The organism is Nitratidesulfovibrio sp. HK-II (assembly GCF_003402415.2).
Lineage (GTDB): Bacteria > Desulfobacterota > Desulfovibrionia > Desulfovibrionales > Desulfovibrionaceae > Cupidesulfovibrio.
The window spans coordinates 1592038-1606066 of record NZ_AP036014.1 but is presented as its reverse complement, the minus strand read 5'-3'; the positions used below and the strand labels follow the sequence as shown (position 1 = coordinate 1606066).

General features: G+C 68.2%; 13 protein-coding genes and 2 riboswitches. Of the genes, 2 read left to right on the top strand and 11 right to left on the bottom strand.

Annotated elements, in window-relative coordinates; translation table 11 throughout:
- The first annotated feature begins 53 nt into the window (after positions 1-53).
- On the top strand, positions 54-1034 hold the full coding sequence (locus tag RVX_RS06485) for an EF-hand domain-containing protein (protein ID WP_116305207.1): 981 nt from the start codon (positions 54-56) through the stop codon (positions 1032-1034).
- 196 nt (positions 1035-1230) lie between these two features.
- Here RVX_RS06485 and thiE read toward each other — a convergent pair whose 3' ends face one another.
- The 9 genes from thiE to RVX_RS06440 all read right to left on the bottom strand — a co-directional run bounded on the left by thiE (position 1231) and on the right by RVX_RS06440 (position 10296).
- Positions 1231-1884 (bottom strand): thiamine phosphate synthase, encoded by a 654-nt coding sequence (gene thiE, locus RVX_RS06480; protein WP_116305206.1) that lies wholly within the window; start codon positions 1882-1884, stop codon positions 1231-1233.
- A gap of 246 nt (positions 1885-2130) precedes the next feature.
- Positions 2131-2751 carry a sulfur carrier protein ThiS adenylyltransferase ThiF gene (thiF, locus tag RVX_RS06475; RefSeq protein ID WP_116305205.1) on the bottom strand — a complete coding sequence of 207 codons (621 nt, stop codon included), beginning with the start codon at positions 2749-2751 and terminating at the stop codon, positions 2131-2133.
- 121 nt (positions 2752-2872) lie between these two features.
- Positions 2873-4189, bottom strand: a complete 1317-nt coding sequence (thiH, locus tag RVX_RS06470) for a 2-iminoacetate synthase ThiH (RefSeq protein ID WP_230404436.1) — start codon at positions 4187-4189, stop codon at positions 2873-2875.
- A gap of 119 nt (positions 4190-4308) precedes the next feature.
- The gene (locus tag RVX_RS06465; protein ID WP_116305204.1) at positions 4309-5109 is read right to left on the bottom strand and encodes a thiazole synthase; all 801 of its coding nucleotides are present in this window, start codon (positions 5107-5109) and stop codon (positions 4309-4311) included.
- Positions 5109-5309: a sulfur carrier protein ThiS gene (gene thiS, locus RVX_RS06460; RefSeq protein WP_043608334.1), complete on the bottom strand. Its 201-nt coding sequence runs from the start codon at positions 5307-5309 to the stop codon at positions 5109-5111. Before thiS ends, RVX_RS06465 begins: the two co-directional genes overlap by 1 nt.
- A gap of 75 nt (positions 5310-5384) precedes the next feature.
- A riboswitch (TPP riboswitch) is annotated at positions 5385-5490 on the bottom strand.
- A gap of 97 nt (positions 5491-5587) precedes the next feature.
- Positions 5588-5691, bottom strand: a riboswitch (TPP riboswitch).
- Between the two features lie 251 nt (positions 5692-5942).
- A complete protein-coding gene (locus RVX_RS06455; RefSeq protein ID WP_116305203.1) occupies positions 5943-6359 on the bottom strand; it encodes a universal stress protein in 417 nt (138 codons plus the stop codon).
- Positions 6360-6739: 380 nt separating this feature from the next.
- On the bottom strand, positions 6740-7687 hold the full coding sequence (locus tag RVX_RS06450) for a DMT family transporter (RefSeq protein WP_371682096.1): 948 nt from the start codon (positions 7685-7687) through the stop codon (positions 6740-6742).
- Between the two features lie 142 nt (positions 7688-7829).
- Positions 7830-8930: an AraC family transcriptional regulator gene (locus RVX_RS06445; RefSeq protein WP_116305202.1), complete on the bottom strand. Its 1101-nt coding sequence runs from the start codon at positions 8928-8930 to the stop codon at positions 7830-7832.
- A 289-nt stretch (positions 8931-9219) separates the two neighbouring features.
- A complete protein-coding gene (locus tag RVX_RS06440) occupies positions 9220-10296 on the bottom strand; it encodes a bile acid:sodium symporter family protein (RefSeq protein WP_116305201.1) in 1077 nt (358 codons plus the stop codon).
- 233 nt (positions 10297-10529) lie between these two features.
- On the opposite strand from RVX_RS06440, the gene RVX_RS06435 reads away from it, so the two are divergent.
- Positions 10530-11324, top strand: coding sequence for an AraC family transcriptional regulator (locus RVX_RS06435; RefSeq protein ID WP_116305200.1), 795 nt, complete (start codon positions 10530-10532; stop codon positions 11322-11324).
- Positions 11325-11475: 151 nt separating this feature from the next.
- Here RVX_RS06435 and glpK read toward each other — a convergent pair whose 3' ends face one another.
- Both glpK and RVX_RS06425 read right to left on the bottom strand, forming a co-directional pair.
- Positions 11476-12969, bottom strand: a complete 1494-nt coding sequence (glpK, locus tag RVX_RS06430) for a glycerol kinase GlpK (RefSeq protein WP_116305199.1) — start codon at positions 12967-12969, stop codon at positions 11476-11478.
- Between the two features lie 164 nt (positions 12970-13133).
- Complete coding sequence (locus RVX_RS06425) at positions 13134-13892, bottom strand: MIP/aquaporin family protein (protein WP_116305198.1); 759 nt, start codon at positions 13890-13892, stop codon at positions 13134-13136.
- Positions 13893-14029 lie beyond the last annotated feature (137 nt).

The following is a 14029-nucleotide window of genomic DNA, read 5'->3' as shown; positions in this document are numbered from 1 at the left end:
CGGGCTGCGGGCGAGCACGGCGCTGCGCACATGAGGTACGATAGGAGGTACTCATGAGCATTTCGGGAATAAGTTCCGGCAGTTCCACGCTACAGGAATTGCTGGCGTCCTGGAGCAGCGACTACGCGTCGCAAGCCACCCAGAGCGCCACGTCCACGTTCAGCAGCCTTGTCGGCTCAAGCGGTGAAGACAGCGAGAGCAGCACCACCCAGGCAACCGGGCTGTTCAGCAACCGCGACAAGCTCATCGCCATGCTCAGCGAAGGCGACGAAGGCTCGGCCTTCGCGCAGACCGCCTCGCTGCTTGGGCAACTGGACAGCGACATCAGCGGCGGGCTTTCGCTGGAGGAATCCGGGCTGGAGCAGGACTCGTTCGACGCCCTGGACGCGGACGGCGACGGCACCGTGACCGGCTTCGAGCTTGAAGACGCCCTCAACTCCGGCGTGGCCAGCATCGGCGACGACGGCACGCTCACCGTGGACGCCTCTGCCGCCTCCGACGCGGCCGCGCAGGCCTATTCGTCCCTCACGGCCATGATCATGGGCCTTGCGGACTCCGACCAAAGCGGCGACCTGACGCAGGAGGAATCCGGACTGGATGACGACACCTTCAGCCAGTACGACCTTGACGGCGATGGCGTGATCACCGGCGACGAACTGTCCAGCGCCATCGAGAACGGCGTGGCATCCTCGTCCGATTCCAGCCTGACGGCGGCGGTTTCCGGCTCGTCGGCCAGTTCGGCCAGTTCGTCCAGTTCGTCGAACGAAGACGATGAAGAGGAAGAATACGACGAACTGGACACCAACAAGGACGGCATGGTCTCCACCGAGGAACTGGCCGCCGCCATCCCCGGCTATGCCGAGGCCCTCCGCCTTGCGCGCGGCGAGGACGGCTCCGGTTCCACCGCCGAACTGAGGCGGGCCATGAACGCCTACGGCAGTTCGGAAGGGTTCGACTTCACCAGCCTGTTCGCCTCCTCGGACTCGACCACCACGTCGGCCGGAGTGTCCGGGCTGCTGGAGGAAATCGCCTAGCCGATCCGGCGGCCCGCCCGGCAATCCATCCGGGCGGCAACAATACAATGCCGTTGCTGCATGCAATGAACAGCGCGGCGCTGCCCTTTCGGGAGCGCCGCGTTTTTACATTGCCGGGCGGGATACTGAAAGAGAGGCAAGGAGGGGGATTACCAAACGGCGAGGTACGACGCCCTGCGCCGGGACAGACGGACAGCTACCCGCGCGCCGTGCGCATGGCCGCTCGCGCCTCCGCGAAGCGGGCGGCAATGTCGTCCGCGCCCACGATTTCCGAAACCAGCGCACAGCACCGCGCGCCGTGGGTGGCCACTTGCCCGATGTTGTGCAGCTTGATGCCGCCGATGGCCACGAACGGCAACTCGACGTTGCCCACAACCCAATCCAGGTACTCGAAGCCAACGGGCGCGCAGACGTCCTTCTTGGTCTTTGTGGCGAAGACGGGCCCCACGCCGATGTAGTCCGCCCCGCCCTGCACGGCGGCGCGGGCCTGCTCCGGCGAATGGGTGGAAAGGCCGATGATGCGCCCCGGCCCCATCAGTTGCCGCACCGCCTGCACGGGCAGATCCTCCTGCCCCACGTGCACGCCGTCGGCATCGCACAGCATGGCGATGTCCACGTGATCGTTGACGATGAAACAGGCCCCGGCCTCGCGGGTCATGCGGCGCAGTTCCATGCACTCGCGCAGCATCTCCCCGGCGTGCTTGTCCTTCTCGCGGTACTGCACGATGCGCGCCCCCCCGCGCAGCATGGCGTCCACCACGTCCACGGCGGACCGCCCCCGCGACAGCCCCTCGTCGGTCAGGCAGTAGATGTCGGCTTCCGGCGTGCTGCCGGGGAGGATGCGCGGCATGGGATGCTCCTTGGGGGTTGATGGAACGGAAAAACTCGCTTTCTTGCCACGGGTGCCGACCTGGCAAAAGTCAGGCCGGACAGCCATCCGAAAATACGCCCCTCTGGTTCGGCACCTCGCCTGTAATCGGCGTCAGGGTGGGTAGAGGCAAGGAAAACAGGCTCTCCGCAAGGGGAGCGTACGTCGTCGGTACGTGACCCGCGCGGAAAGCCTGTTTGACGCAGCATATGCCCACCCTGACGCCGATTACACAAAGCCGGGGCAAGGTCCGAGTATGTGGTGCAGCACGGCATCCGCCTGCATGGCCGCCGCCATGGTCACGCGCGGGGCCAGCGGCGGCAGGTCGTGCCCCACCTCGCTGGTGAAATCGCCCACCAGCACCATGCGCTCGCCCATGCGGCGCATCTGCATGGCCGGGCCGCCCCAGCCGCCCATGCCGGATGCGGACACCACGAACGCGCCCATTTCCAGCGCGGCTTCCACGAACATGCGCTTGGCCTCGGGCTCGTCCAGGGCTTCCACCAGGATGTCGCACCCGGCGAACACGTCGGCCACGTTGGTGGGGGTCAGTTCCACGCGCCGGGCGGTGACCACCAGACGCGGCTCGATGATGCGCAGGCTTTCCGCCAGCGCGTCCACCTTGGACTTGCCCAGATGAAACGGCTGGTACTGCTGGCGATTGAGATTGGAGGGTTCGACCACGTCGCGGTCGGCCACCACGAGACGGCGCAGACCGCTGCGCACCAGCATGGCGGCGCAGTTGGAGCCAAGGCCCCCTGCCCCCGCGATGCCCACGCGGGCCGCGGCCATGCGTTCAAGGTGGTCATGTTCGAGATACCGGGCGAGACCGTCGGAGAGAATGCTCACGAAAGCTCCTGAAAGGGGGGATTGCGATGGCCGCACCTCGCGAGAGGTCCGCCTGCCCGCCCTTTTTCGCGTGTCCGGCGGCCGACGAAACGGTCGAGCCGTGGCGCGCGGGGGCTGCCGGTCAGCAGGCTGCCGGGCGGGGGGGCGGGGCAGATGCCCCTGCTGGCTGCCCGGCAAGCTCATCCGTACGCTCACCAGACGGGGTGCGTCGCGCGGCGCACGCTATCCCACACCCATACCCGCCGTCCAGCACCGATTCCCAGTCCTTGTACACCGGCTGGTAGCCGCGCGCGGCAATGGCGACGGCCATTTCGTCGGCGCTGCGCGGGTCGGAAATCACGAACTGCGGGGTGGCGCCATCGGCATCTCCCTGCCCTTCCACATCCTTGCGGACGGCGTGGCCGTCTTGCGTACGGACGGCATGGCCGTCTTGCGCACGACCGGCATGGCCGCCGACTGCGGTACTCACCCCGGCGGACATGCGGGTGACCCCGAGGGGAATCAGGTTGTCGCGCAGGTCCGCCCGTTCACGGGTGGATACGGTAATCCCCGCGCTGGGCATGAAGATACGGTAGGCCAGGATGACCTGCACCAGGTCGCGGTCGGACACCGCGTGCGCGGGCTGGAAGGCCCCGGCGTGCGGGCGCAGGCGCGGCACGGAAAAGCTTACATCCACGTAGGGATAGTGGCGTTGCAGCCATTCGCCGTGCAGGGCGGTGAAGAAGGCGTCGCGCCGCCAATCGTCCAGCCCCAGCAGCGCGCCCAACCCCACGCTGCGCATGCCCGCGCGGGCGGCGCGCTCCGGCGCGTCCAGGCGGAAATGATAGTCGCGCTTGGGGCCTGCGGGGTGCAGGTCCGGGTACAGGGTCTCGTTGTAAGTCTCCTGGAACATGGTCATGCCGTCGATGCCCGCGTCCACCAGCAGCGCGTATTCCTCGTCTGCCAGCGAATAGACCTCCACCGACAGCGAGGGGAACAGCGGGGCCAGCAGGCGCGCGGCATGGGCGATGTACTCCGGCCCGGAAACGTGGCGCGCGTCGCCGGTGAGCAGCAGCAGGTGGCGCAGCCCGGTGGCGGCAATGGCGCGGCCCTCGGCCACTATTTCCTCGTCCGTCAAACGCTGGCGGGGAATGTGGTTGCGCGCGTTGAAGCCGCAGTAGCGACACTGGTTGGTGCAGTGGTTGGAAAGGTACAGCGGGGTGAACAGCTGGATGGTGCGGCCGAAGTGGCGCACGGTCAGTTCGCGGGCGCGGCGGGCCATGGCTTCCAGTTGGGTGGCCGCCGCCGGAGAAAGCAGGGTCAGCAGGTCGTGCGGAAAAAGGCGTTCCTTGCGCAGCACCCGGGCCACGTCACCCGGCGTGGCGGCATCCATGAAGGCGCGCAGGGGGGCGTCCGCCACGCGGGGGGTCCATTCGCGGACCACGTCGTACATGCTCATGTCCTGCTCCTTGTGCGGGAAGACGCGGGGGGACGGCGAACGCGGATACTGGACGGACGGGATGGGCATCCGGTGGAATACCGCATGCAGCGGCCCTTCTCCTGCCCCACCCGGCCCGGCTATTCCCCCAGAAAACCCGTCAGCGGCGACGAGGCGCTGGCCCCGTCCGCAGTCGCCGCAGCCACAGGTCCCGCGCCCGAAAGGTATGCCGCGCGTCCGGCGCGCACAGCCTGGCCAAAGGCGCGGGCCATGGCCACCGGGTTGCCCGCCGTGGCTATGGCCGTGTTCACGAGGCACGCGGCAGCGCCCATCTCCATGGCCTCGCAGGCTTGCGAGGGCTTGCCGATGCCCGCGTCCACGATGACCGGCAGGTCGATTTCCTCTATGAGCACGCCGATCATCTCGGCGGTGCGCAACCCCCGGTTGGTGCCGATGGGCGCGCCAAGGGGCATGACGGCGGCGGCCCCGGCGTTGACCAGGTCGCGCGCAACGTACAGGTCGGGGTTCATGTACGGCAGCACCACGAAGCCTTCCTTGGCCAGCGTTTCCGTGGCGCGGGCCGTGGCGTAGCCGTCCGGCAGCAGAAAGCGGCTGTCGGAAATGACCTCGATCTTGATCCAGTTGCCGCACCCGGCGGCCTGCGCCAGCCGGGCGATGCGGACGGCCTCGTCGGCCGTCCGCGCGCCGGAGGTGTTCGGCAACAGCCGCATGTGCGGCGGAATGTGGGCCAGCACGTTGGACCTGGGGTTGGCCAGGTCCACGCGCCGCAGCGCCACGGTGATGACCTGGGAGCCCGAGGCCCCGGCCACGTCAGGGATGAGGGAGTCTGTGCCGTACTTGCCGGTGCCGATGAAGAGGCGGCTTGTCAGAGCCGTCCCTCCGATCACCAGCGTATCGTTGTCGTGCGTGTCGTGCGTCACTAGCCCCCTCCCACGAAGTGCAGTAGTTCGAGTTCGTCTCCCTGATCGAGCCGGGTGGCCCCGTACTCCCCGGACTTCACGATGGCGCGGTTGCGCTCGACCACCACGGCCTCGGGCCGCAGGGCCATCCGCTCCAGCAACTGGAGCAGCGTCGTGCCGGTTTCGCATTCCATCTGCTGTCCGTTCACGCGTATCGTCATTGCCGTAAATCTCCGCTGCCGCGACGTTCGAGAAAGCGAAGGGAGCCTGCGAATGGCAAGCTCCCCTTTGATGGCCCGAGGGCGAGGAAGCTTCCCTACGGCAGGATGACCTGCATCAGGTTCTCGGGGTCGGAAGGCTGCCCTTCCCTCTCAGCCCGTGCGGGCTCCCCCAGCTTCGCGTCATGGCGCGCCCGCCGTGCGGTCCGCCCTTCATCCTTGCGGCGGGCGAACAAAGAAAACGCCCGTCGCAGGGTGGACGGGCGTTTCCGGCATTTCGGGCGCGGTACGCTCAGCTTCCCTACGGCAGTGTGAACTGCTTCAGGTTCAGAGGGTCTGGAGGCGTGCTCCACTCTCAGCCCTACGGGCTCCCCTAGCTGAATGAGCGATCAATACCCCCTAGGCGGGAGGATGTAAAGCGGCAAATGCAGACGGTGCGGCGGATGGCGCGATAACGCGGCCAGCCGCATCTGGTCCATTTTCACGAATGCATCCGCATGGATGCACCGCAATGCCTTCAGACTGCCCCCGAACGGGCGTCACTACGGGCGGGCGCTGCATGCGCGCCCGCCCTGTGCAGAATAATGAATCGGGCTGCCGGAAGGCCAGAAGCGCTCCCGCAGGGAAGCCCCAGCCTTACCGCACCACCAGCACCGAGCAGGCTGCGTGCGACACCACCTTGGACGCCACGCTGCCCAGCAGGAACTTTTCAAGCCCCGTGCGGCCACGGCTGCCGGTGACGATCAGGTCCACGCCTTCCTTCTTCGCCAGTTCGATGATGTTGTCGGCGGGCGAACTGCCGCCTTCCAGCACCGGGCGCAGGGCAACGCCCTTGGACTTGGCGACTTCGGCGGCCTTGTCCAGGGCCTTGGCGGCCACGGCCTTGTAGTGGGCGGAAAGATCGACGGGAACGGCGATCTCGCCCATGTCCAAGGGCTGTTCGGCCACGGCAAGGGCGATCAACTCCGCCCCGCCCTTCTGGGCCATGTCCACGGCCTTGGCCAGGGCCTTTTCGGAAAACTGCGACGAATCGACGGCGACGAGAATCTTCATGGCTCCTCCTTTCCGATGTTCCGGCGTTCCGGTCAAAAGCGTGCCGCACCCCAGCGGGCGGCGCGCGTGGCAGCGGAGGAAGCGTCCGTGAAGCATCAGGCGGAAGGGGCGTCGGCGGCTGTCAGGCCCGCCGACTTCGTGACGTCAGGAACAAGCGCGGACGCGCGGGGAAAGTATCCACTCTCCCTCACTTTCCTTATATGACGTCATACTGTCAGCGGCAATGAATTTCCGCTCCACGCCGTCATCTTTCATCACGCACCGGCAAAAAGGCGCACCGGACAAGGCCCGCGCAACCGCTGCGGAAGACGCGGAAGGGGCGGAAGGGACGGACCGGGGAGGACGCCCGCGCGAGACATCCTCCCCGGCGGTCCGCCCCTTCAACGGCGCGTCACGCAGGCGATGCCGCACAACACGCAGGCCACCCCGGCCAAGTGCGCCCATCCCACCGGCTCGCCCAGCAACAGCGCGGAAAAGCCCAATGCGCTCACCGGCAGCACGGCGGTGAAGGCCCCGGCAGTTCCGGCGGGCACGCGCGCCACGCCCCGAAACCAGAAGATGTACGCAACCACGGTGATCACCGCGCCGTAGTACCCCACCAGCAGCCAGCCGGTGACGTCCAGTTCCGCCACCCGGTGCGCCTCGGGCAAGGCCAGCGGCAGAAACTGCACCGCCCCGAACAGGGTGCACGCCGTGGACGCCGCCAGCGGCGACACGGGCGTGCGCAGGGTGCGGCCCAGCAGCAGGAACAGCGTCTCGCAGCACACCGCGCCCAGCACCAGAAGCAGGCCCACGCCATCCACCCCGGACGCGGCGAAGGTGCCGGATGCGGCGTGCATGGCGTCGCCCGCCCCCGCGCCGGAAACCGGGGCCAGCCGCAGCACCAGCACCCCGGCCACGCAGCAGGCAATGCCAGCAAGGGTCCGCAGGCTGGGGCGCTCGCGCAGCAGCACCAGCGAGGCCAGGGCCATCACCGCCGGGGTGGTGCTGGTGACCACCCCCGCCGCCGCCGCGTCCAGCCGGGCCACCCCGGCCAGCAGCAGCACGTTGAAAAGCAGCGAACCGGCGGCAGCCTGCAGGAACAGCACGCCCCAGTCGCGCGCGGGCAGGCGCGGCAGGCCGCCCTCGCGCCGGTACAGCAGCGGCACGGCGATGCACGCGGCCACCAGAAAGCGCAGTTCCTGCACCAGATGCGGCGGCAGCGACAGGGACACGAAGCGCGCCGCCGCCACCGACGAGCCCACGATGACCATGGCGGCGGCAAGGTCGAAGTACGCGCCCCATGCGGGGCCGTGCGACGCCCCGGCAGTGGGCTGCGGCAAGCGCACGACGACGCGCGACGAGCATGCGGGGATGGGGGCTGATGGCGTGGAATGCGGTTGCGTGTCAGGCGCAACGGTGTCAGGCGCGGACGAAGGCGTTGTGACGGAAGGCGTGGCGACGGAACGCGCCGTGCCCGAGGCCTGGAGCTCAGCGGCGGGGAGCGCTGCCTCCGCCATCTCCGTCATCTCCACTATCTGGGCGGCAGGCGTCCGCGTCTGCCCGGCCATCCGGCGTGGTGCATGCGTGGTCATGGGAATCCTCCGTGGAAGTCCTGTTTTCCACGAAGGCTACGGCCCATGTGCCGCGCGCGTCTTGAAGCATCTTGCGGAATCTGGCCGGGGTCACGCCCACCTGCGCCCGGAAGGCGCGGGTAAGGTGGCTCTGGTCGGCAAAACCCGCCGCTGCCGCCGCCTCGGCGGGGGTGGACCCTGCGGCCAGCATGCCGCGCGCCCGGCGCACCCGCGCCTGCACCAGATAGGCGTGCGGGGGCAGGCCTACGGCGGCGGCAAAGGCGCGGGCAAGATGAAACGGACTGAGGCAGGCCACCCCGGCCAGGTCCGCCAACCGCACGTCGTCGGCGCAGTGGGCGTCCAGGTAGTCGCGGGCGCGGCGCACGGCCACGGGTTCGCCCGCGGCACGCAGCGGGCGGGCGGCGGGCGCGCGCTGGGCCGCATGGCGGGTTATCCAATGGATGAGCACGGCGGAAAGGCGCGTTTCCTGCGCCAGGGTGGGCATGCACGGCCCGGCGCGTTCCATGTCGCGGTGCAGGGTGTCGATGGCCGCCGCAAGTTCCGGGTCGTCCAGCACGCCGCTGGCGAAATCGGGCAGCGCGCCCTGCGGCAGGCCCGCCTCTTCACCGGCCATGCGCACGATGTCCGGGTCGAGGTAGAACATCCGGTAGGCCCAGCCCGCGTCGCCATGGCCCTGCCCGTCGTGCGTCTCGCCGGGGGCCACCAGGTTCACCGCGCCGGGCGCGGCCACATGCTCGCGCCCCAGATAGCGGAAGCGCAAGGCCCCGCCCTCGATGACGCCCAGCGCGTATCCCTCGTGAAAGTGCCGGGCGAACACCTGACGCGTGTAGCGCGCCCGCAGCAGGTCCAGCCCCGGCAGGCGCGAGGCGGCCATCCAGGCCACATCTTCCTTCGGGGCCACATCTTCCTTCGGGGCCACGCCGCCCTTTGGGGCCGTGTCGTCCCTTGGGGCGCGGGGTGCGGGCGGGGTATCGGATATGGCGGTGCGTGCACGCATGTCCCTCCTGTGCGGCAGACGGCGCGGAAACGCAAGCCCCTCCGCGTGCAGGCGCGCGGAGGGGCGGCGAGGGGATGAGGCGGAGGGAGACGGCGAGGGACATCGGCCTTTCAGGTCAGCGGGATCAAGGGAAATCACAGGGAATCAAGGGGAATCAAGGGGAACCACCGGGCCGATGGACACTGGCTGTCGAGGCCGGTGGGGATGGGGCGGGCACGCCGCGCGAGGATGCTGCGCACGGTTCTCCCCGTGCCCGCCCCGTGCCGAAGCCTTGCGGCCCCGGCAACATTCACGAACGGGTCGCGGCCTGCGCGGGGACGGCGGACTCGTCGGCCAGGGCGGCGGTTTCCGCAGAGGGGGTGTCGGGGCCCTGCCGCCCGGCGTGCTGCATCTCGCGGGCGTAGCGTTCGGCCAGAATGGAGCACACGAACAGTTGCAACTGGTGGTAGAACATGATGGGCAGCACGATGACCCCAAGAGCCGGATGCGCGCCGAACAGCAACCGGGCCATGGGCACGCCGGAGGCCAGGGTCTTCTTTGAGCCGCAGAACACGGCGGCGATCTCGTCGGGCTTGTCGAAGCCCAGGGCGCGGGCCACCACGGTGTTCAGCACCAGCACCACCAGCAGGATAAGGGCCGCGCCGCCGATGGTCAGGGCCAGCAGGTCCATGCCGTGGTCGCGCCACAGGCCGCCGCGCACGGAATCGCAGAACGAGTTGTACACCAGCATCAGGATGGCCAGCTTGTCGAAGGTGTTCACCTTCTTCTTGTGGCGGGCCATGAACCGGCCCAGCCACGGACGCGCCAGTTGCCCCAGCACGAAGGGCAGGAACAGCAGCCCGGCGATGTTGATCATGGCGTCGGTGAGCGACAGCGCCCCACCCTGCGCGCCCGCCGCCAGCGCTATGATCACCGGGGTCAGGAAGATGCCCAGCAGGCTGGACAGGGTGGCATTGAAGATGGCCCCGGGCACGTTGCCGTGGGCGATGGCGGTCATGGCCACCGACGAGGAAATGGTGGAGGGCAGCGCGCACAGGTACAGGAAGCCCAGCATCAGGTCCGCCGGGACAAGACCGTCGAAGGCGAAGCGGAAGCCGAACCACAGCAACGGGAACACCACGAAGGTAGTCAGTTGCACCATGGTGTGCAGCTTCCAACGGGACATGCCGTGGCGCATGCTTTCGGGCGAGATGCCCGCACCGTGGAACAGAAAGATCAGGAAAATTCCCGCGTTGCCCAGCATGTCGGCGTGCAGCGCGCCGCCGCTGGCCCCCAGGTCGGGCAGCAGGGTGGCCAGCGCCACCGCGCCCAGCATGCCAGCCAGAAACCAGTCCCTGGCCATTCTTCGCGCGTACTTTGCAAACATGGTCGTCTCTCCGTGTGGTCCGGCGGTCCGGGGATCGTCGGACGGCCGTGCGCCGCCCGCACCAGTCATCTAGCCACCCGCGCGCCTTCCTGCTATCGACACGGAGACAAGATATGTCGGGAATACGCCAAAACGTCTTTCCCGCGTATGTCCAACCTGCCGTGCTCCGGCCCGTACCGGCCATGCACGGCCCGTACACCCGAACCGCCCGTGCACCGCCACCGGAGTCCGCCATGACCATCCCCCGCGCCATACCGGACATCGCCGCCCTGCCCCGCCCCGTGTTCGCACGGGCCGAATCGCTGGCCGCCGGATCGTGGACCCACCCGCATAGCCACGGCTGGGTGCAGTTCAGCTATGCCGTGCACGGGGTGTTGGAAATACGTACCCGCCAGGGCAGCCACATGGCCCCGCCGCAGCGGGCCATCTGGATTCCCGCCGGGCTGCCGCACGAGGTGATGACCAGCGGCCCGGCGGAGCAGCGCAGCCTGTACATCGACCCCGCAGCCGTGGCAGGGCTAGTGGCCGATGCCGCCGCCCGCTGCCGGGTGGTGGAGGTAACCCCGCTGGCCCGAGAACTGGTGCTGGCCTTTACCCAACTGCCCAGGGATTACGACGAACACGGCGCGCAGGGGCGGCTGGTTGCCGTGTTGCTGGATGAACTGGTGGCCCTGCCCGAGGCCGGACTGTCCCTGCCGCTGCCCGCCGATGCCCGCTTGGCCGCCCTGTGCGAAGCCATGCTGGACGCCCCCGGCGAGGACCATTCGCTGCCGCGCCTGGCCGCGCGCGCGGGCATGAGCGAGCGCACCCTGACCCGGCTGTTCCGGGCCGAAACGGGCCTTTCACTGCGTGCATGGCGTCAGCAGGCACGCATGCTGGCCGCCCTGCCGGAACTGGAGCGCGGGCGCGGGGTCACCGCAGTGGCGCTGGACATGGGCTACGATTCCACCTCGGCCTTCATTGCCGCCTTCCGCCAGTTGATGGGCCGCACGCCGGGCGAATTCTTCAGCCGTGCGGCGCGGGAGTAGTCGCGCCCGCTCCCCATTTCACGCCCCGTCGCCCTCACATCTGCCGACGCGCATGCCCGGCACATGTTCCTGCACCACTGGCAACGCGAAACGCCGGGAAGGTTTCCCTTCCCGGCGTCGGTCATGCGTTGGCAGAACGAGGCGTTGCGCTTTATTCCTGAGCCCAGGCCTTGGCCCGCTCCACGGCCCGCTGCCACTGGTACACCAGCTTTTCGCGCGCCTCGGCGGACATGTTGGGCTCGAAGCGGCGGTCAAGCTGCCACATGGCCTCGATTTCCTCTTCGCTCTTCCAGAAGCCCACGGCCAGACCGGCCAGGTACGCCGCGCCCAGCGCCGTGGTTTCCGTCACCTTGGGCCGTTCCACCGGCACGCCCAGCACGTCGGCCTGGAACTGCATGAGCAGGTTGTTGCGGGTGGCCCCGCCGTCGGCGCGCAGGGCCGCCAGCTTGATGCCCGCGTCCTTCTGCATGCAATCCATGATGTCCAGGGTTTGCAGGGCGATGGATTCCAGCGCCGCGCGGGCGATGTGCGCCTTGGTGGAGCCTCTGGTGATGCCCACCATGGTGCCGCGCGCGTACTGGTCCCAGTGCGGCGCGCCAAGGCCCGCGAAGGCGGGCACCAGGTACACGCCGCCGTTGTCCGGCACGCTCAGGGCCAGCTGTTCCACCTCGGGGGCGTCCTTGATGATGCCAAGGCCGTCACGCAGCCACTGCACCACCGCACCGGCGATGAACACGCTGCCTTCCAGGGCGAAGTAGCGGCCCGACGGGGTGGCCCAGGCCATGGTGGTCAGCAGGTTGTTCTTGCTGGCGTGCACTTCCTTGCCGGTGTTCATGAGCATGAAGCAGCCGGTGCCGTAGGTGTTCTTGGCCATGCCGGGCTTCAGGCAGGCGTTGCCGTAGGTGGCGGCCTGCTGGTCGCCCGCGTTGCCCGCGATGGGAATGGCCTTGCCCAGGAACTCCGGATGGATCTCGCCCACCACTTCGGACGAGCGGGTCACCGTGGGCAGCATGGAGCGCGGCACGCCCAGGATGCCCAGCAGTTCGTCGTCCCACTGGCCGGTGTTGATGTTGAACAGCAGGGTGCGGCTGGCGTTGGATTCGTCGGTGGCGTGCACCTTGCCCTTGGTCAGGTTCCAGATGAGCCAGGTGTCGATGGTGCCGAACAGCAGTTCGCCCTTTTCGGCCTTGGCGCGCGCGCCGGGCACGTTTTCGAGAATCCAGCGCACCTTGGTGCCGGAAAAGTAGGCGTCAAGCACAAGGCCGGTCTTCTGGCGGAAGGTGTCGGCAAGGCCGCGCGCCTTCAGTTCGTCGCAGAAGCCCGCCGTGCGGCGGTCCTGCCACACGATGGCGTTGTACACCGGCGCGCCGGTGGCCTTGTCCCAGACCACCGTGGTTTCGCGCTGGTTGGTGATGCCCGCGGCCACCACCTGCGAGGCGTCGATGCCCGCCTGCTTCAGGCAGTCGCGCATGACCCACGATTCGGTGTCGAAGATTTCGTTGGCGTTGTGTTCCACCCAGCCCGGCTGCGGGTATATCTGGGTGAATTCCTTCTGGGAAATCTGGATGATGTCGCCTTCGCGCGAGAAAAGGATGGCGCGCGAACTGGTGGTGCCCTGGTCAAGTGCGAGAACGTACTTGGTCATGTCGTGCTACTCCCTGGGTTGGGGGGATTGCGGCACGGGCGGCTCGGGGTTTGGTGGCCCGGCCGCCCGCCGGGAACACTTTCAACGAATGCAAACCGGGGGTTCCCTCCACCGTCGGCGTACATCAGCCGGGACGGGCGGAAAAAAGGCGGTTTGCACCACCATTAGGCGGACTGGGCCTTGTGCACGGCACCCGTCGTCCAGTCGTAGATGAACGCGCCGAGCGGGCCGCCGATGAGCGGGCCGACGATGGGCACCAGCACGATGCCGGGTTCCATCAGGTTGGGCTGGGTGAAGCCCGCCACCAGGGCAAAGAAGCGCGGGCCGAAGTCGCGCGCGGGGTTGATGGCGTACCCGTGCATGGCGCCAAGGCTCATGCCGATGGCCACCACCAGCAGCGCCACCAGGATGCCGCCGATCCACCCGATGTTGTTCTTGCCCGCGAAGTCGCCGATGGCAAGGATGCCGAACATCAGCACGGCGGTGCCGATGATCTGGTCGATGAAGCCGGGAAGGTAGGACGTGGTGATGGCCGGGAAGGTGCAGAAGATGCCCGCGGTGCTGGCCAGTTGCGGGTCGACGCCGATCCACTTGGCGTAGAAGTCCGCGAAGACGATGCCCGCGCCGACGAAGCCGCCCGCCACCTGCGCGATGGAGTACGGCAGCACCTTCTTCCAGGGGAAGCGGCCGGTGGCGGCCAGCGCCAGGCTGACGGCGGGGTTGATGTGCGCGCCCGAGGGCAGGCCGGCCATGATGCCCAGCAGCACGGCGAGACCCCACCCGAAGGTGATGTTGTCCCAGGTTATGTTCAGGCCCTTGCCGAAAAGCACGGTCATGGCCACGTTGCCTGCGCCGAAGATGATCAGGACCATGGTGCCCATGAATTCGGACAGCATTTCCCGGCCCAGCGAAAGTTCCTTCATAGAATCCTCCTGATGATACACCCTCTCTTACGAATACGCGGAGTACCCTGCGTTCTCCGCGCGACGATCGACACCCTTGCGGGTGCGGCATCCCTTCCCGGCTCTGCCTGGGCCATGCGGCCCAACCACCGGGCAGG

Excerpts from the sequence above, each read along its gene's own strand:
- RVX_RS06485 (WP_116305207.1), top strand. The coding sequence starts at position 54 with ATGAGCATTTCGGGAATAAGTTCCGGCAGTTCCACGCTACAGGAATTG.
- thiE (WP_116305206.1), bottom strand. The coding sequence starts at position 1,884 with ATGCCGCGCATCCTCCCCGGCAGCACGCCGGAAGCCGACATCTACTGC.
- thiH (WP_230404436.1), bottom strand. The coding sequence starts at position 4,189 with ATGAGCATGTACGACGTGGTCCGCGAATGGACCCCCCGCGTGGCGGAC.
- thiS (WP_043608334.1), bottom strand. The coding sequence starts at position 5,309 with ATGACGATACGCGTGAACGGACAGCAGATGGAATGCGAAACCGGCACG.
- RVX_RS06455 (WP_116305203.1), bottom strand. The coding sequence starts at position 6,359 with ATGAAGATTCTCGTCGCCGTCGATTCGTCGCAGTTTTCCGAAAAGGCC.
- RVX_RS06445 (WP_116305202.1), bottom strand. The coding sequence starts at position 8,930 with ATGCGTGCACGCACCGCCATATCCGATACCCCGCCCGCACCCCGCGCC.
- RVX_RS06440 (WP_116305201.1), bottom strand. The coding sequence starts at position 10,296 with ATGTTTGCAAAGTACGCGCGAAGAATGGCCAGGGACTGGTTTCTGGCT.
- RVX_RS06435 (WP_116305200.1), top strand. The coding sequence starts at position 10,530 with ATGACCATCCCCCGCGCCATACCGGACATCGCCGCCCTGCCCCGCCCC.
- glpK (WP_116305199.1), bottom strand. The coding sequence starts at position 12,969 with ATGACCAAGTACGTTCTCGCACTTGACCAGGGCACCACCAGTTCGCGC.
- RVX_RS06425 (WP_116305198.1), bottom strand. The coding sequence starts at position 13,892 with ATGAAGGAACTTTCGCTGGGCCGGGAAATGCTGTCCGAATTCATGGGC.